At 64.9% G+C, this 17574-nt stretch carries 15 protein-coding genes and 1 tRNA gene; 7 read left to right on the forward strand and 9 right to left on the reverse strand.

What is annotated here, in order from left to right; all coding sequences use genetic code 11:
* Positions 1–10: 10 nt before the first annotated feature.
* From D618_RS0104535 to D618_RS17650, 4 genes are all read right to left on the reverse strand, one after another.
* On the reverse strand, positions 11–3454 hold the full coding sequence (locus D618_RS0104535) for an AAA family ATPase (protein ID WP_026091286.1): 3444 nt from the start codon (positions 3452–3454) through the stop codon (positions 11–13).
* A gap of 112 nt (positions 3455–3566) precedes the next feature.
* Positions 3567–4313 (reverse strand): thioredoxin domain-containing protein, encoded by a 747-nt coding sequence (locus D618_RS0104540; RefSeq protein ID WP_017670310.1) that lies wholly within the window; start codon positions 4311–4313, stop codon positions 3567–3569.
* 86 nt (positions 4314–4399) lie between these two features.
* Positions 4400–5119 (reverse strand): thioredoxin domain-containing protein, encoded by a 720-nt coding sequence (locus D618_RS17645; protein ID WP_017670311.1) that lies wholly within the window; start codon positions 5117–5119, stop codon positions 4400–4402.
* A complete protein-coding gene (locus D618_RS17650; RefSeq protein ID WP_081590425.1) occupies positions 5119–5769 on the reverse strand; it encodes a DciA family protein in 651 nt (216 codons plus the stop codon). The genes D618_RS17645 and D618_RS17650 overlap by 1 nt, the downstream gene beginning before the upstream one ends.
* A gap of 29 nt (positions 5770–5798) precedes the next feature.
* Here D618_RS17650 and mutY point away from each other — a divergent pair, with 29 nt between their 5' ends.
* From mutY to D618_RS0104570, 4 genes are all read left to right on the forward strand, one after another.
* Positions 5799–6902 carry an A/G-specific adenine glycosylase gene (gene mutY, locus D618_RS0104555; RefSeq protein WP_017670313.1) on the forward strand — a complete coding sequence of 368 codons (1104 nt, stop codon included), beginning with the start codon at positions 5799–5801 and terminating at the stop codon, positions 6900–6902.
* 44 nt (positions 6903–6946) lie between these two features.
* On the forward strand, positions 6947–8245 hold the full coding sequence (locus D618_RS0104560) for a serine hydrolase domain-containing protein (protein ID WP_017670314.1): 1299 nt from the start codon (positions 6947–6949) through the stop codon (positions 8243–8245).
* Between the two features lie 22 nt (positions 8246–8267).
* The gene (nudC, locus tag D618_RS0104565; RefSeq protein ID WP_017670315.1) at positions 8268–9152 is read left to right on the forward strand and encodes an NAD(+) diphosphatase; all 885 of its coding nucleotides are present in this window, start codon (positions 8268–8270) and stop codon (positions 9150–9152) included.
* A gap of 103 nt (positions 9153–9255) precedes the next feature.
* Positions 9256–9329: transfer RNA gene (locus D618_RS0104570), tRNA-Gly, on the forward strand.
* A 75-nt stretch (positions 9330–9404) separates the two neighbouring features.
* Here D618_RS0104570 and D618_RS19995 read toward each other — a convergent pair.
* Both D618_RS19995 and D618_RS20005 read right to left on the reverse strand, forming a co-directional pair.
* The gene (locus D618_RS19995; protein ID WP_238550588.1) at positions 9405–9656 is read right to left on the reverse strand and encodes a hypothetical protein; all 252 of its coding nucleotides are present in this window, start codon (positions 9654–9656) and stop codon (positions 9405–9407) included.
* Between the two features lie 82 nt (positions 9657–9738).
* On the reverse strand, positions 9739–9915 hold the full coding sequence (locus tag D618_RS20005; RefSeq protein WP_017670317.1) for a hypothetical protein: 177 nt from the start codon (positions 9913–9915) through the stop codon (positions 9739–9741).
* A gap of 326 nt (positions 9916–10241) precedes the next feature.
* On the opposite strand from D618_RS20005, the gene D618_RS17660 reads away from it, so the two are divergent.
* The 3 genes from D618_RS17660 to D618_RS0104595 are packed head-to-tail and all read left to right on the forward strand — an operon-like array spanning position 10242 to position 13433.
* A complete protein-coding gene (locus D618_RS17660; protein WP_017670318.1) occupies positions 10242–11492 on the forward strand; it encodes an efflux RND transporter periplasmic adaptor subunit in 1251 nt (416 codons plus the stop codon).
* On the forward strand, positions 11473–12186 hold the full coding sequence (locus D618_RS0104590; RefSeq protein WP_017670319.1) for an ABC transporter ATP-binding protein: 714 nt from the start codon (positions 11473–11475) through the stop codon (positions 12184–12186). Before D618_RS17660 ends, D618_RS0104590 begins: the two co-directional genes overlap by 20 nt.
* Complete coding sequence (locus tag D618_RS0104595) at positions 12183–13433, forward strand: ABC transporter permease (protein ID WP_017670320.1); 1251 nt, start codon at positions 12183–12185, stop codon at positions 13431–13433. Before D618_RS0104590 ends, D618_RS0104595 begins: the two co-directional genes overlap by 4 nt.
* A 20-nt stretch (positions 13434–13453) precedes the next feature.
* On the opposite strand, the gene D618_RS0104600 is transcribed toward D618_RS0104595, so the two are convergent.
* The 3 genes from D618_RS0104600 to D618_RS0104610 form a co-directional block, all read right to left on the reverse strand.
* Complete coding sequence (locus D618_RS0104600; protein WP_017670321.1) at positions 13454–14137, reverse strand: Fe2+-dependent dioxygenase; 684 nt, start codon at positions 14135–14137, stop codon at positions 13454–13456.
* A gap of 9 nt (positions 14138–14146) precedes the next feature.
* Positions 14147–14926, reverse strand: coding sequence for an energy transducer TonB (locus D618_RS17665; protein WP_017670322.1), 780 nt, complete (start codon positions 14924–14926; stop codon positions 14147–14149).
* A gap of 141 nt (positions 14927–15067) precedes the next feature.
* On the reverse strand, positions 15068–17467 hold the full coding sequence (locus D618_RS0104610; RefSeq protein WP_026091289.1) for a TonB-dependent receptor: 2400 nt from the start codon (positions 17465–17467) through the stop codon (positions 15068–15070).
* Positions 17468–17574: the final 107 nt, after the last annotated feature.

Here is a 17574-nt window from a genome sequence, read left to right on the forward strand (position 1 = left end):
GTCCGTCAACCTATCCTTCAGCCAGCAGCCCCACCGCGCCGCCCAGATCGACCGAGACCAGGCGGCTGACGCCTTGCTCCACCATCGTCACGCCGAACAGGCGGTGCATGCGGCTCATCGTGACGGCATTGTGGGTGACGATGAGGTAGCGGGTGTCGGTGACCACCGCCATGTGGTCGAGCAGATCGCAGAAGCGGTCGATATTGGCATCGTCGAGCGGAGCATCGACCTCGTCGAGCACGCAGATCGGCGCGGGGTTGGTGAGGAACAGCCCGAAGATCAGCGCGACCGCGGTTAACGCCTGTTCGCCGCCCGAGAGCAAGGTGAGCGAGGACAGCCGCTTGCCCGGCGGCTGAGCCATGATCTCGAGACCTGCCTCCAATGGATCGTCGCTGTCGATCATTTCCAGATGCGCCTTGCCGCCGTTGAACAGTCGCGCGAACAGGTCTTGGAAATGGCCATCGACGGTCGCAAAGGCCGCGAGCAGCCGCTGCCGTCCCTCGCGGTTCAATGCGCCGATCGAGCCGCGCAGCCGCGCGATGGCTTCGACCAGCTCGTCATGCTCGGTGCGGATGGTGGCCATTTCGGCCTCCAGTGCCGCAAGCTCGTCGGCAGCGATCAGGTTGACCGCGCCCAGGCGTTCGCGCGCTTCGTAAAGCCGGTCGTGCTCGGCGGCTTCGGCCTCGGGCGAGGTGACCTGTGCAGGATCGAAATCGAAGCGCTCGGGCAGCACCGGCGGCGGGCACTGGAAGCGTTCGCCGCAACCCTGTGCCAGCTCCACGCGACGCTGGTCCTGATGCTCGGCGCGGGCGCTGGCGCCGGCGCGCTGTTCGCGGGCCAGCGCCAGCGTTTCAGCGGTGGCGGCTGCGACGCGTTCCGCCTGTGCAAGCGCCTTTTCGTGGGTTTGCGACGCCGCTTCTGCCGCAGCCTGGGCCTCCCTGGCTTCGGTTGTCCTCCGTTCAAGTGCAACGATATCCTGCGCCAGCGCCTCTGGCTTGCCCGCAATCGCCGCGCGCTCGGCGGCCAGTTCTGCGGCACGGACCTGCATGTCGCGCAGCCTTTGTGCAGCCTCGCCCGAGCGGCCCTGCCAGCCCTTGATCTCGGCGCGCACACTCGCCCGGCGCTCGCGCAAGGCGGACACCGCCTGTGCCTGGACCGCGATCGCCGCCATCGCGGATCGAAGCGCGGCCTGTGCAGCCTGGGTGCGATCGACCAGCAGAGCGACCTGCTCACGCTGGCCTGTGCCATCGGGAAGGGTGGCGCGGGCCGCCTGCGCTGCCTGCAGATCGGCCTTTGCGCCTTGCGCATCTGCCCCCAGCCGCTCGATCCGCTCGGCCAGGTCGTCGCGGCGCTCTGCATCGCGTTGCAGCGCATGCTCGGCCTGGTCGCGGTCGCGCAGGGCCTGGCGTTCTGCCGTCTCCGCTGCATTGAGTGCGCGGGTTTCGTCGGTGATCCGTGTCTGGAGGCTGGCCAGCTGCTGCTGCGAGATATCCAGTGCTGCCTGAGCCGCCTCCAGCCGGGAGGTCAGCGCGGGCCTGGATGCCTCCAGCTCCCTCAGCCTCGTGCGCCGCTCCAGCCGCTCGGCGGCACTCGCGCCATCGCCAGCAGACACAAAACCGTCCCAGCGCCGCATCCTGCCATCGCGGGTGACGAGCCGCACGCCGGGGTTGAGCAGCAGGCCATTATCGCCGTCGGCCACCATGATCAGCGCCAGCCGCGCTGCCAGCGCCTCAGGCGCGCGGACATGATCGCCCAGCCAGACGCACCCCTCAGGCAACGCAGCGCGATCGACCGGCGTTTCGCGCCCGGTCCAGAAGCGTCCATCGCCGTGTGCCTGGCCGATGACCGCGCTCAGATCATCGCCCAGTGCCGCCGCAAGCGCCTTTTCAAAACCCTTGTCGGCCTGGACCTGATCGAGCGCACGGTCTGCGCCGCCCGGCTTCTTCGCCAGATCACGCGCCAAGGCCTCGATTTCGCGGGTCATGGCGGTCAGTTCGGCGCGCAGGGTCGCCAGGTCGGTCTGCGCAGCATCGCGGGCCTGCACCAGAGCATCACGGCCCGATTGCGCCTGCGCGAGCGACGCAGCGGCTTTCGCTTTGTCAGCAGCCAGGCGTTCGCATTCTGCGACGGCCTCGTCGCGCAGGGTGGCAAGCTGTGTTGCGTCGCCCAGCCCAGCGCGCTGCGCGCGCGTGCGCTCCAGTTCGTCGGCAGCCCGGCGATAGCGTGTTTCGGCGGTGGCCAGCGCTGCCGCTGCGACCTTGATGTCGGCATCGGCGCGCGCCAGTTCGGCCCGCGCCTGCGCCAGAGCGACCTCGGATTCGCGGGCTGCGCGCTCGGCATTGTCCTGCGCCTGCGCGAGCGCAGGGCCGCGCGAATCCTCGGCGCTGATATCGACCTGCACGCGAGCGTTTTCGGCCTCCAGCCGCTCCAGCGCGGCGGTGGCATCATGCGTCAGCCGGTCTTCACGCGCGCTGTCCTCGGCGATGCGGGTCTGCTGGCGGTCAAGGTCTGCCAGCCGTTGCGCGGCTGCATCACGCTCGGCGAGCAGGGTTGCGAGTTGGTGCGCGATTGACTGGCTGTCCTCGCGCGCGGATTGCAACGCGCTGCGCGCCTCTGCCAGTGCCTCGATCGCCAAGCGTTGCTGCGTCTGCGCATCGGTCTGCGCCTCTTGCGCGGTAGCGACCGCAGCCTCTGCCGCGGCGGCTTCGGCGCGGGCCTGTTTGGCAGCCTCTGCCGCCGTGCGCCAGCGCGCGAACAATGCGCGTGCTTCGGCGACCGCGATCTGCTGGCTGAGCGCGCGATAGCGTTCGGCTGCGCGCGCCTGCCGTGTCAGCGTGCCGGAGCGCGCTTCCATGTCGCCCAGCACCTGCTGCAGGCGTTCCAGATTGGCTTCGGTGGCGCGCAGCTTCTGTTCGGCGTCCTTGCGGCGAACGTGCAGCCCGGCGATCCCGGCTGCCTCTTCAAGCATCTGGCGGCGTTCGACGGGTCGCGCGGAGATGACCGCGGCGATCCGCCCCTGGCTGACAAGCGCGGGACTGTGCGCGCCAGTGGCGGCGTCGGCAAAGAGCAATGCGACGTCCTTGGCGCGGACATCGCGGCCATTGGCGCGATAGGCGCTGCCTGCGCCGCGCTCGATCCGGCGGACGACTTCAAGCTCGCCATCCTCGACGGAAACTGCCGCCAGAACCGGTTGGCTGACTTCGGTCAGAAGCGAGACTTCGGCAAAGTTGCGCGACGGGCGCGTGGCGGTGCCGGCGAAGATCACGTCTTCCATCCCGCCGCCGCGCATCGACTTGGCAGAGCTTTCGCCCATGACCCAGCGGATGGCTTCGAGCAGATTGGACTTGCCGCACCCGTTGGGGCCGACGATTCCGGTCAGGCCGGGTTCTATGCGGAGTTCTGCGGGTTCGACAAAGCTCTTGAAGCCGCTCAGCTTCAGCCTTTTGAACCGCATGGGTGCGTGAAACGAGGGGGCGCTGACCGGCCCGCCGGATGTCGCCATCTGGCCGTGCGCGTCAACAATGAGCCCCCCATCGTCCATCTATCCCGTTGGCAGCCCTTGCAGGTCAGCGCGCTCCCATCGCCTGGATTTCGGTTTCCAGCGCCGGCCAACCAGTGAATTCGACCTGACGGCCGTTGAGGAAGAAGGTGGGCGTGCCCTGGATCTTGTCCTCGCGCGTGGCGGTGCCCGTGTTGTCGGCCAGTGCGCGTGCGCTGTCGATGTTGGTCAGGCACTGGTTGGCCTGATCGCGCGAGATGCCGCGCTGGGCGAAGAAGTCGGTCAGGCCCGTGCCCTCTGCCAGTGCGACGTAGCGCTGGTTGTCGGGCAGCGCGAGCACGGCTTCAAACCGCTGCTGGCCCATGGCCTGCGCCTTGGTGAAGATGTCGGCCTGGTTGGCGAGTACCTGCTCGGTCAGCGCGAAATAGCTTTCGTCCGGGCCGCAGCGGGTCAGCATCGATGCCGTCAGGTCGAGCGGTTCGCGCACGAAATTGCGCAGCTCGAAGCTCACCCGGCCGCTGGCGACGTACTTGTCACGGATCGTGGCAAAGGCGGTTTCGGCAAAGTCGGCGCAATGGCTGCACGTCAGCGATGCGTATTCGACCAGCTTGATCGGTGCTTCGGGGTTGCCCAGGACATAATAGCCCTTGTCGGTCTTGGTGACCGTTTCCGCCCAGTTCTTGCCTGCAGGCGCAGGGATGGCGGCAATCGGTTCGCCCTTGGTGGCACCCTCAGCGGCGGTATCGGCCTCTCCGCCACAGGCGGCGAGCGACAGCATCAGGGGCAGGGCGATCAGGCTGGCAATACGCTTCATACAGGCTTGGTCCTTGCGATGAACGTGCAAACCCTCCCGCATCGGGAGGGAGCTGTTTTTGAGCAATCTTGTCTTCTGGTCCCGCTCTAGCGGCTGGCCAGCAGCGGTTCCAGACTTTTCCAGTCGTAGACATCAGGCAGCAGCTTGCCGCCCAAAGTGAAGCTGGGGGTGCCTTGCACCTTGACGGTCTCGGTTGCGAACTTGGTCATCGCCAGAACCTTGTTCTGCTCCGCCTTGTTGGTGAGACAGGCATTGATTTGGGCATCGGTCGCGAGCGGGGCGTGGCGGCGAAGCTCGTCATACAGACCAAGATCGCGGGCGATCCGCTGGAGCCGGGTGTTGGTGTCACCCTGATACCATGCCGCCTGGCCTTCGCGGCCCAGGCTTCCGGCCTTGCCCAGCCAGGTCTTCTGGCTGGCCAGCAGTCCCTTGTGGCGGCGGAAGAAGCTGCGCGGCTCGCCGCAGCGCGCCAGCAGCGCCACCGTCAGGTCGACCGGGTCGCGGATGAAGTTGCGCACTTCGATGCTGGTCTTGCCGTTGGCGATGAATCCATTCGCCAGCGCCGGGTTCGAATCCTGCTCGAACGCTGCGCAATGCGGGCAGGTGTAGCTCATGTATTCGACGATTTTCTGCGGTGCGGCGGTGTTGCCCAGCACATGCCCGCCGACCTGGCTCTGGCTGACCTTTTCGGTCGGCGAACTGGCCGGGGCTGTTTGCGCGCTGCCCGGTGCGACTGAGAATAGCCCGGCAGTGGCGGCAAGTGCGAAAGCGGACAGGGCAAGAAGGGGGCGCAGGGGCGCAGTCATCAATGGACCTCATCAGATGGTGGCGGCGCAAACAGGCGCACGGGTTTAAGATTGTCGCTTTTCAGCTGAACGGGGGCTGCACGGGCGGCGTCGGCGGCGGCCTCGCGTGCTTCCTTTTCCTCCATGGAACGGGCCAGCCTTTCCAGCACGGTCTGCAGTTCGGGGTCGGCGATCGGCTTGAGGCCATCGGCGGGCGCAATGCTGATCGGCTTGAGCGAGGGCGGCGCTGCCGGGCGCGGTTCTGGCCGCTTCGGGCGGGTCAGCGCGCCGTGGCGATAGCGGATCCGCGCCACCGCCTCATAGCCGAAGAAGCGGTTCACCCGCGATATGATCTCGGGCTCGGCATGCTGCATGAAGATCGCGGTTGCACTGGTGACGACGAGTTGCAGCGTGCCTTCGGCCTTCTTGCCGCGCGCAAAGACGATCGATTCAGGGCTTGCCATCGTGGCATAACGTGGCCCGGCAATCTCGGTCCAGCGGCTGAGCAGCGAGCTCTGGATGAAGCCGAACTTGCGGAAGCTGGTCTCGCCGATCGCCGGGATCAGATCGGCAATGCCGCGCGCCTCGCCACCCCGCATCCGCGCAGGGCGGGCGGAGGCCGATACAGGCTTTTTGCGCGGCTTAACAGGCAGGGGCTTATCACGTTCCATATGCGCTGCGACCATGGCATAGCCGGGCCATGTCCGTCGAGTGTCGCGAGAAAATTGTGGATGAACCGAAGACGTCGCCGGTCGCGGCAGATTTGCTCGCGCATTATGATGCGCATGCGCGCGATCTGCCCTGGCGGGTTGCTCCGGCCGACCGCAGGGCAGGGGTCCGGCCCGACCCCTATCGCGTCTGGCTGTCCGAGGTGATGCTGCAGCAGACGACGGTCGCGGCCGTGACCGGCTATTTCGACCGGTTCGTCACCCGCTGGCCCACCGTCGATGCGCTGGCCGCTGCGCCTGACGAAGACGTGCTCGCCGCCTGGGCAGGGCTGGGCTATTACGCCCGCGCCCGCAATCTCATTGCGTGTGTGCGCACGGTCGCGGCAGGGCATGGCGGGCAATTCCCCGATACCGAGGCGGGATTGCGTACGCTGCCCGGCATCGGCGATTATACGGCGGCATCGGTGGCAGCGATCGCGTTCGACCGGCCCTCGGCGGTGGTCGACGCCAATGTCGAGCGGGTGACCGCGCGGCTGTATGCGATTGAAACACCGTTGCCAGCCGCGCGCACCGAAATCCGCGCGCGCGTCGCTGCACTCGTTCCTGCGGACCGGCCCGGAGATTTTGCCCAGGCGATGATGGACCTGGGCGCGACGGTCTGCACCCCGCGCAATCCTTCGTGCCTGCTCTGCCCGCTGGCCCAGCATTGCGCCGCGCGCGCGGCGGGCATTGCCGAATCATTGCCGGTCAAGCTGCCCAAGAAACCGCGCCCGCAACGCACCGGCACCGCGTGGTGGATCGAACAGGACGGAAAGGTGCTGCTTGTGCAGCGGCCGGGCAGCGGCATGCTGGGCGGCATGCGGGCGCTTCCCGATGATGGCTGGTCCGCGCGTGGCGATGGCAACGCCGAGCCGCCGATGACTGGCCAATGGCAGCGGATTGACGCGGCGGTGGCGCATGTCTTCACGCATTTTTCACTCGACCTTGCATTGGCGCTTTATCGCGGCCCCCAAATCGATAAGGTTGCCTTTGAAAACCTGAATGGTGCGATCTGGTGGCCGGTGGACAATATTGCCGGCGCCGGGTTGCCGACGCTGTTCGCCAAGGCGGCGGCGGTGGCCATTCAGCATCGATAAAGCCTGGCTCATCAAAGCGCAGGTTCGGTTATTGGGAGTATGATATGTCGAAGGTTTTGAGCCAGATGCCGCAGTTGAGCCGTCGCCATGTGCTGGGATCGGCGGGCCTGATGGGCCTGTTCGCCGCGATGCCCGGCTATGCCCGCGCCATGGCGACGGGTGACTTCGCGCTCATTCGCAGCCAGGTCGAAGAGTATGTCGCCAGCAAGAAGGTGGCGGGCATGATCGTCTCGCTGGGCTTTGGCGCACAGCCGGCGGCGCTGATCGGCGCGGGCAATCTGGCGCTCGACATTCCTGTGGCGGTCGATGCCAATTCGCTGTGGCGCGTCTATTCGATGACCAAGCCTGTCACCGGCATGGCCGCGATGATGCTGATCGAACAGGGCAAGCTGGGTCTCGACCAACCGATCGCCGAGCTGATCCCCGAGTTCGCCAACATGAAGGTGCTCACCGATCCGGCCAATAGCCTCGATTCGGTTCCGGCCAAGACGCTGATCACGCCGCGCCACCTGATGACGCACACCGCTGGCCTGGGCTACAACATCGTCACCAAGGGCCCGCTACTCGAGGAATACAACAAGCTGGGCATCAACCCCGCCGCGGTCAGCAAGACGCCGATTCCCGGCTTCCCGATGCCCGCACCGACCCCGCCGATCGACGAGTTCGCGCGCCGCGTCGCCTCGCTGCCGCTGATCGCAGAACCGGGCTCGATCTGGAGCTATTCGATCGGGCTCGACCTGCTGGGCTATGTCATCCAGGTCGCATCGGGCATGGAACTGGGCGCATTCTTCCAGAAGAACCTGTTCGATCCGCTGGGCATGACCAGCAGCTACTGGACCGTGCCGCAGAGCGAAGTCCCCCGCCTCAGCACCAATTACGTGCCGTTTGCGGGTGCGCTGATCCCGGTCGATCCGGCGCAGGACAGCATCTTCACCACGCCGCCGGCCTTCCCGTTCGGCGGGGCGGGGCTGGTCAGCAGCGCCAGCGATTACGATCGCTTCCTGGCCATGCTGGTCGGCAAGGGGCAGCTCAACGGCACCCGCATCATGTCGGAGGCGACCGCGCTGATGGGCATGTCGAACCTGTTGCCATCCACCGCCGTGACGGCAGGCACCTGGATCGATGGCCAGGGCTTTGGCGCAGGTGGCCGCGTCGGCCTTGGCAACGACAAGGGCCCGGCAGGGACCTATGGTTGGGGCGGTGCAGCCGGCACAGTGGCGTTCGTCGATCATATCCGCGGCATCCGCGCATCGGGCTACACGCAGTACATGCCGGCTGAAACCTATCCCTTCCAGCGCGAATTCCCCAAGATGATCTACGATCAGCTGCAGGCAATGGGCTGATCGGCGGGCAGGGGGCTCAGACATGTCGCTATCGTTGATTGCCCCGGCGCTGACCGGGGGGCAGATCGATCGTGCCGATCAGGTGCGCGTCGATCCCGACCGGCTGGCCGGGTACATGAACTGGAAGGCAAAGGTACTCAGCCTCAACGGGCTGGAACCCGAGATCAGCGCAGAGGGGCGGCTGGTGTGGCGCAGTCTTGCCGATGCCGCGCCCGACAGCGAGCTGATCTTTCTGGGCCTGATCGACGACAAGGCCCATTTTGCCGAGCTTCAGCGCGGCAATCCGGGCTCTGGCCTGCATTACAATCCGCGCATCTGGCAATTCCTGGCCAGCCTGCCAGCAGACGAGCTCGCGTTGTACGGCGGCGCGCGCACATTGGTCGACTGGCACGCACGCCACCGCTTCTGTTCGCTGTGCGGCGCGGGCAGCGCGATGAGCAAAGGTGGCTGGTCGCGCACCTGCACCGGCTGCGGGGCGGAGCATTTTCCGCGGGTCGATCCGGTGACGATCATGCTGTCCGAATATCAGGGCAAGGTGCTGCTGGGCCGCCAGCCGCGCTTTCCCCCGCGCCGCTTTTCGGCGCTGGCGGGCTTTGTCGAACCCGGCGAGAGCCTGGAGGAAGCGGTTGCGCGCGAGCTGTGGGAAGAGGCGGGCATCCGCGTGCGCAACGTGCGCTATCTCGCCAGCCAGCCCTGGCCGTTCCCGTCATCGCTGATGATCGCGTGCACGAGCGAGGCGTTGAGCGACGAACTGACGCTCGATACCACCGAGATCGAGGAGGCCGGCTGGTTCAGCGCCGCCGAGGTCCGCGCCGCGATGGCAGGCGATGAAACCGCCCCGTTCATCGCGCCGCCGCCGTTCGCGATTGCGCATGATCTGCTCAAGCACTGGCTGGAGCAGCAATAGGCCCCTGCAAAACGCGTCTCGCCGCAGAGCTGCAAACCAGATATTGACGACCAACCTGGCAAGTGGCATGAGCGCCCTCGCATCGCAGTCGCGACCCAGGCGCGCGGGTATAGCTTAGTGGTAAAGCTCCAGCCTTCCAAGCTGGCTATGAGGGTTCGATTCCCTCTACCCGCTCCAGGGCCTCTCTCAGGAGGTCCGGAAATGCCGCTCCGACAGTCGCTCTCCAACAGTTTCGGACATCGCCTCCAGCGCTCACCGGTGCGCGTTGACATCTGTTTGCCCGATGGTGGATTGCTGGCGCTGGACGATCAGAGTCCCGTCGCCGATGCGGATCAGGCCCATCGCCTCGAAGGCGCGCAACCACCCTTCCATCGGCCAGAAGCCCCAGCGGGCGTGGAAGATGGGGGCATTGCGGACGATATCGTCGAAATGCTGGAGCGGCGGGTCCTGGCAGTCGTGATGCTGGTGGAAGGCCCCCGGCCCGCCGATGAACCACAAGGGCAAGCCTGCTGCAGCCGCGCGAAAGCCGAAATCGGTGTCTTCCCCGCCATAGCCTGCATAGCTTTCGTCAAAGCCCCCTAACGCTTCAAACCGGCTGCGGCGGATGCCGCAATGCGAGATTTCGGGCCTGTGCTAGCGGCAGACGCTGGCTCGCCAGCGGTACAATGCGCACGGGAAAATCCGCTTCGCCGACCGTCACGGCTGGGTCGCTTGCCATATCGATCATCACCAGTTCGGCATGCGTCCAGGCGATGCTCTGCAAGCCCAGCGGAAAGTCTCGTGTATCCGGTTTGTACCCTCGCGTTGACATAGATAACTTTGCGTGGGGCGTGGCTCCTCACATCCTACGGACCTGCCCAAATGGCAGCATCGGTTGCAGGGGGTGCGCGCTGGCAGGTGGCCACCGGTACAGGGCATGCTGGATGCGGCGGACGGACGCCGGTCGTTTGATGCGGGCGGAGCTGGGCGATGCTGTTTGCAATACTGCAACAGGATGACAGGTAGCCATTCGCTTCACCTATCAATATAGGTCAGCAACGAGGGCCGGGGATTGGGCGAGTCAATATGCTGACGAAATTGAGTTCTTGGGTGAAACGCCACAAGATTTGGACCGCGCTGATAGTGCTGGTCCTGCTGTTCGTGGTCTATCGGATCATCCGTCCAACGCCGCATGATTACGAGTATATCGGCGAAACGGTGTCTCGCGGAGAGGTGCTCCGCGTTGTCTCGGCGAGCGGCAAGGTGCGCGCGCTCAACACCATCAAGGTCGGCACCGAGGTGTCGGGGCAGGTCACCAAGGTCTATGTCGATTTCAATTCACCTGTGAAGGCCGGACAGGTCCTGGCCGAAATCGATCCGACCCGCGTTCGCGCACGCGTGCAGCAGACCGAGGCCCAGGTCGCGCTGGCTGGCGCAGGTTTGCAGCAGACCCGCGCGAATGTCGAGCGGGCGCGCGCTGAGCTGGAAATCCAGGAGCGCGATTTTGCACGGCAGAGCGCGCTGGCAGAGCGCGGCTTTGTCTCGAAGGCCAATCTCGATACGGCACAGACCCGGCTGAACAGCGCGCGCAACGCGCTCGATGTTGCGCTGGCGCAGACGCAAAGCGGCAATGCGCAGATCCGCCAGGCGACTGCGGAGCTGTCGTCGGCACGGCTGGATCTCAACAGGACGTTGATCATCGCGCCGGCCAGCGGTGTGATCATCGACAAGCTGGTCGAGCCGGGAACCACGGTAGCCGCCAGCTTCCAGACGCCGAACCTGTTCGAGATCGCAGCCGACACCACCAAGATGCAAGTCGAGGCCTCGGTCGACGAGGCCGATATCGGCCAGATTGTCGAGGGCCAGAATGTGACCTTCACCGTCGACAGCTATCCCGACGACGTGTTCCGCGCGAAGGTCCGCCAGGTCCGCAAGGCGCCTGTCGAAACCCAGAATGTGGTAAGCTATCTGGTGATCATCGATGTCGACAATCTGGACGGCAAGCTGCTGCCCGGCATGACCGCCAATGTCGAGATCATCACCGGGGCCAAGAAGAACGCCTTGCGCGTCCCCACCAATGCGCTGCGGTTCCGCCCGAAGGCGGCAGACCGGGGCCCGCCTGTCGAGGAGCAGCCTGCAACCCCCGGCAGGAAGGAAGCGCCGCGCCAGACGCTGTTCGTTGCGGGCGCCGATGCCTACAAGCCGGTCAGGAAGCGCGTGAAGGTCGGCCTGGAAGGCGACGAATATACCGAGATCCTGTCCGGCATCAAAGCGGGCGACAAGGTGCTGGTGCGCACCAAGTCGCTCAAGCCCAAGGCAGAGACCGACGATACGGATGACGATGACAGCGCCGCTTCTTGAAACGCATGATCTGGTCAAGGATTATGTGATCGGCGGCGAGCTGGTGCACGCCGTCAATCGCGTGTCGTTGCGCATCCAGCGCGGCGAGTTTGTCGCGATCATGGGGACGAGTGGCTCTGGCAAATCCACCTTCATGAACATGATCGGCTGCCTGGACGTGCCGACGTCGGGCACCTTGTTGCTCGACGGCATCGACACCAAGACGCTCGACAGCGATGCGCTGGCCGATATCCGCAACCGCAAGATCGGCTTCGTCTTCCAGCAGTTCAATCTGCTCGCCCGCACCAGCGCGCTCGACAATGTCGCGGTGCCGCTGATCTATGCAGGGGTGCGCGCGGCCGAGCGGCGGGAGCGCGCACAGGCCAAGCTTGAGGCGATGGGGCTGGCCAACCGGATGCAGAACACCCCGGCCAAGCTGTCGGGCGGGCAGCAGCAGCGGGTCGCGATCGCCCGCGCGCTGGTGACCGATCCGCTGATCCTGCTCGCCGACGAACCGACAGGCGCGCTCGATTCGCAGACGTCGCTCGACATCATGGGGATTTTCCAGAAGCTCAACGATGAGGGCATCACATTGGTCATCGTCACCCATGAACCCGACATCGCCGAATATGCCGAGCGGCGGATCGTGTTCCGCGATGGGCAGGTGATCGAGGACGCGCCGGTCACGTCGCGCCGCCGGGCGACGGCCGCATGAGCGAACTGCTGAGCGCGCTGGCCGGCTGGGGTGTCAATATCGCGATTGCGATCACGGCGCTGCGCACCAACCTGTTGCGCTCGATCCTCACCACCTTGGGCGTGATGATCGGGGTGTTCTCGGTGATTCTCGCGGTGGCGGTGGGCAACGGGGCACAGGTTTCGGTGACCCAGCAGATCGCGACGCTGGGGTCCAACATGGCGATCGTGGTGCCCGAGCCGGAACGCGCCAATGGGCCGCCCCGGCCTGGTGACCGCGGCCGGCTGACCGAGCGCGATGGAGACGCGATTGCTCGGCAGGTGCCGGGGGTCAACGCGGTTGCGCCTCAGATCCGCACCAGCGTGCAGATGGTGACCGGCGGGCGCAGCGCGTCCACCCAGGCGATCGGGTCGACCGAAGATTATGCCAGCATCTCCAATCTTGCCACTGAAGATGGCCGTTTTCTGACCAAGAGCGATGTGGGTGCGGCGACGCGGGTGGTGGTGATCGGCCAGACTGTGGCCGACAAGCTGTTCGTCGACATCAATCCCATCGGCGAGACTGTCCGCATCAACCGCGTGCCGTTCACCGTCATCGGCTTGCTCGAAAGCAAGGGCAGCAATCTGGGCACCGACAATGACGACCAGATCATCATGCCGATCTCGACCTTGCGTCAGCGGCTGTCCACCGGGCCTGCGCAGGGGCCGGATGATGTCACCTTGCTGTTTGTCGGCTTTGAAGACGAGGAGGCTCTGGTCGCCGGGGACCGCGAGATCAAGAGCCTGTTGCGCGCGCGCTACCGCGTGTCCAAGGGCAAGATCACGCCGTTCACCGTGCGCACCACCAAGGAAATCGCCGAGACATCGGGGCAAGTGACCCAGATCTTCCAGGCGGTGCTGGTGGCGATTGCCTCAATCTCGTTGCTGGTGGGCGGCATCGGTATCATGAACATCATGCTGGTCAGCGTGACCGAACGGACGCGGGAAATCGGATTGCGCATGGCGCTGGGGGCCAAGCGCCGCGATATCCGCAACCAGTTTCTGGTCGAAGCAGCAGTGCTGTGCATCATCGGTGGCGCGATCGGCCTGATGCTGGCGATGCTCGCAGCCGCGATCTTCCAGCAGGTCGCGGACTTTCCGGCACCGATTGGCTGGGATACCGCGCTGATGGCGATTGCGTTTTCTGCGGTGATCGGACTGGCCTTCGGCGGTTACCCCGCCATCCGGGCATCGCGGCTGTCGCCGATCGAGGCCTTGCGCAGCGAGTAACCGCAACGCGTCGTCCAGGTTCAGCCGTCTGCCCAGCGGCGCAGCAGGTTGTGATAGACGCCGGTCAGCCGGACCAGCGCGGGATGGCCCTGATCCAGTTCGGTGGAAAGCTGCTGGATCGACTGGTCGAGATCGAACAGCGACGATCTCGCGCGTTCATCCCGCACCATGGATTGCACCCACAGGAAGCTTGCGAGCCTCCGTCCGCGCGTGACCGGTTCGACCCTGTGCAGCGAGCTTGACGGATAGAGCACCGCATCCCCGGCGGGCAGCTTCACCCGCTGCACACCAAAGGCGGTCTCGATCGTGAGGTCTCCACCGTCATACGCTGCAGGATCTTCCAGAAATACCGTCATTGACAGGTCTGCGCGAACCGAGCCGCCGCCATCGGGCAGCACGCGCACGGCATTGTCGACGTGCAGCCCGTAATTCTGGCCACCGGCGTAGCTGTTGAACATCGGCGGATAGATCCTGGCGGGCAACGCTGCGGAGATGAATGCCGGATGGCGACCCAGCGCCGTCAGCACGACTTGGCGCGCGTGCTGCGCAGCCTCGCCGTTTTCGGGCAGTTGCAGATTGTCCTTCACCAGCCGCGCCTGATGGCCGCTGGTCGCATTGCCATCGATCCAGTCTGCACCGTCGATGATCGCGCGCAGCTGCTGAACTTCATCCTGCGTCAGCAGGCCTGGAATGGGCAGGAGCATGCTGGCGCCTCAACCGTTGGTCAGCACGAAGGGAATTTCAACGACGCCCTTGACCTTGACCGGGCCGCCATCGCGCACGGTCGGGGCCCAGCGCCAGCGCCGGACGGCGCTCAAGGCGGCATCGTCAAGCCGCGCAAACCCGCTGCTTCGGGCGACCGATATGCTTTCAACGCGACCATCGGTGCCCAATATGAGCAGCAGTTCCACGATGCCCTGTTCTTTCTTGCGCCGGCTTTCGACCGGATAGCGTGGCGGGCTGCCAGAGATCATCCGTGTGCCCAGCGCGTCGGCGGTCACGGTGGGCGGTGCAGCAGGCGGGGCAGGGGCTGGGGCAGCGACGGCCGCCGGGGGAGCGGCGATCGACATCGCCGGAACCTGCGGCAGCGACGTCGGCACCATCGCGATGACCGGTTTGGGGATCTGTGATGTGATGGTGACCTGCGCGGGCTCTACCGTGGTTTGCAAGGTCTGCGCCTTCGGCTCTGCGGGTGGGGAAGGCGGCGGGGGCGGCGGCGGGCTGAGGTTGATGGCTGTGAGGCTGGCGTCGTGCCGCTTGACTGCCTGGTATCCCAGGCTGAGCAAGGCAGGCGCCAGCGCCAGATGGATGCCGATCGCCAGCACGATGGCAGGGAGGCGTGACTTTCCGCCTTCGCCATAGCGGCCTGCTGTTGCGTGGGTCGAGGCGGTTCGTGAAGGGGAAGGCGCAGGCTCAGGCTCTGCTGTATACGCGGACGCGCTGCAGCTGCCATGCGCCATCGCCGAAGAGAGACTGTCGAATTCCAGCACCATATCGCCCCATTTGCGAGTCGTTGTCAGAGTATTTATCGCAACTGACTCGCAATATACTCAATAGCGTTGTGTCGCTAGTGCCAATCCGGTCTGATGTTCAGCAAGGCTGCCCGGCCTTTAACCGGGCAGCCTTGCGGTGGATCAGAAGGTGTAACTCAGGCTGAACACCGCCTGGCGGTCGAGGCCAGGCTGCGCCCAGCTTCCGCCCAGCGCGTTGCGCACGGTGGTGACATATTTCTCGTTGGTGAAGTTCTGCACGTTGACCTGCGCCAGCAGGCGTTCGGTGACGGGATAGGATACCATCAGGCGGTGGATGGTGTAGCTGGGCACATTGTAGGCCGTGTAGGTGCCCGCAGCCCGTTCGGCGGCGGTCGGCAAGTTCAGCAGGAACTTGCCCTGATGATTGATACCATAGCCGAGCTCCAGCCCGAAATCGAACCGGTAGGTGGTGAACAGGCTGCCCGAATGGCGCGGCGTGTTCTGCAGCAGCGAACCGACGGTCGGATCGGGGAAGGCGGCTGAGTTGTTGCAGCCGGTCGCGCCGGGATTGGCCAGGCAGAAGTCGGATACGCCCTGGCGAACCTTGGAATCGAGATACATGTAGTTGGCCGAGATCGTCCAGTTGTCGGTGATGTTGCCCGACGCGCCGAAGGAAATGCCCTGCACCCGCTGCTGCCCGTCAAGCCGCTGTTCGGGGAAGATCGGGTCGTTGGAATTGACCCGGATACTGTCGCGGTCGTTGCGGAACGCCGCCAGGTTGACCAGCAGCCGCTTGCCGAACAGGTCCGCCTTGGCGCCGATCTCGTAGTTGGTCGTCGTTTCGGGAGCGAGGTTGCAGTTGTTGGCCGTGCACGCGCCATCGACAGCGGCTTGCGACGGGTTCTTGGAGGTTCCCGTGGCGATATACAGGCTGGTGTTCTCGCTGGGCTTGAACACGGCGCCGACGCGGTAGGAGAACAGATTGTCCTCGTTGTCGAACGGGCCGGAGACGGTGTTGACCTGCCCCAACGTGGCGCCGGTCGTCACATAGGAAATCGTGCTGTTCGATCCGCGCGCGTTCTCATAGCGAAGGCCGCCGTTGATCTCGAACATGTCGCTGAACTTGATCGTGTCGAACAGATATCCTGCGATAACACGGCGATCGCCACGATTCCTGCTGCCCAGGATAAAGTTTACAGGGCCGGTATAGATATTGCTGCCATAGACGAAGCCTGCCGGCCCCTGGACCACCTCACCGGGATTGGCGATGTTGACGAGCGCGAAGGCAGGCGTGGTACCATCGGCGTTGCGCGGCAGCGCTCCGCTGGTCTGGCGATAGTCTTCCTGCAGATAGGATGCACCAACCACCAGCGAGTGCTCGATGCCCCCGGTCGTGAATTCGGCGGTGAGGTCCAGCTGGTTGTAGAAGGTGTCGTTGGTGATCAGGCGCTGCACGCCGCGACCGCCGGTGGGCAGGTAATAGCCCGCAGGGATGGTGGCAGGGCACGCGGCCTCGACAGACGGTACGGCGAAATTGCCAGGCTGGCGTCCGGTCGAGGCCAGGCAGAAGGTGCCCGTCGGCTGGCTGGTGACGGTATCCTGGGTGATGCGCTCATAGCGGGTGAGGTTGCGTACCGATAAACTGTCGCTCAGCTGGTGGCTGAAAATCGCCTGCAGCGCATTGGTCTTGGAATTCTGCCGATCCAGGTTGGCAAAGCCGTAATAGCCTTCGCGATCGAAATCATCGAGGAAACCGCCGAGATTGGCGTAATAGCGCAGGCCATATTGCGGCATCGCCTTGTCATCGAGATGTTCGTATTGCAGCGTCAGATTGGTCGGGCTGTCGATGCCGATGGTGATCGCAGGTGCAACGCCCCAGCGCTTGTAGAACTCGACATCACGGCCCGGAACGTCGTTTTCATGATAGACCGCGTTGAGGCGCACCGCGATCAGGTCCGATACGCGCTGATTGATGTCGACGGTGCCGCGATAGTAGTTGTCGGTGCCGATGCCGCCGTTGATGACGCTCTGGTTGGTGCCAAGCGGCTTCTTGGTCACAAGGTTGATGTTGCCTGCAACGGATCCGCCACCGCTATAGACCGAATTGGCACCGTTTGTGACCTCGACCTGCTCGATATTGTACGTCTCGTTGCGGTTCTGGAAGGCGCTGCTGCGCACACCGTCGATGGTGACGTCGTTCTTGGCATCCTGGCCGCGCAGGATGATGCGGTCACCATAGCCAAAGCCGCCTTCGCCCGCGCCAAAGGTAACGCCGGGCACGTTCTGCAACACTTCGCGCAGGGTCAGCAGGTTCTGCTGCTGGATGCTCTTGGACGAGATCACCGTGATCGTCTGCGGGGTGTCGAGCAGCGGTGCGGTGTATTTGGGGGAGGCGGCCTGCTCAACCTTCACTTCGCTCTCCTCGATCGCGCTGTCGGACACGGTCATGCCACCGAGTCGCGCCGCTCCTTCGGCGTCTTGGGCCATCGCCGGGCTGGCAAAGGCGATGGCGCTGACGCAGCTGAGCGCGAGCAAGGGCTGGGTAGTCTTGGCAGTTGTCACGGAAAATTCCCCCGAGGTGAGTGGACACGATGGACGCTCCGCTATTGCGAACTATTCTCAGAGTCAACACGAGAGGCAATCGATTGGTCTTTTTATTAAAAATGATT

Origin of the sequence: Blastomonas sp. AAP53 (assembly GCF_000331245.1) — a bacterium.
Lineage (GTDB): Bacteria > Pseudomonadota > Alphaproteobacteria > Sphingomonadales > Sphingomonadaceae > Blastomonas.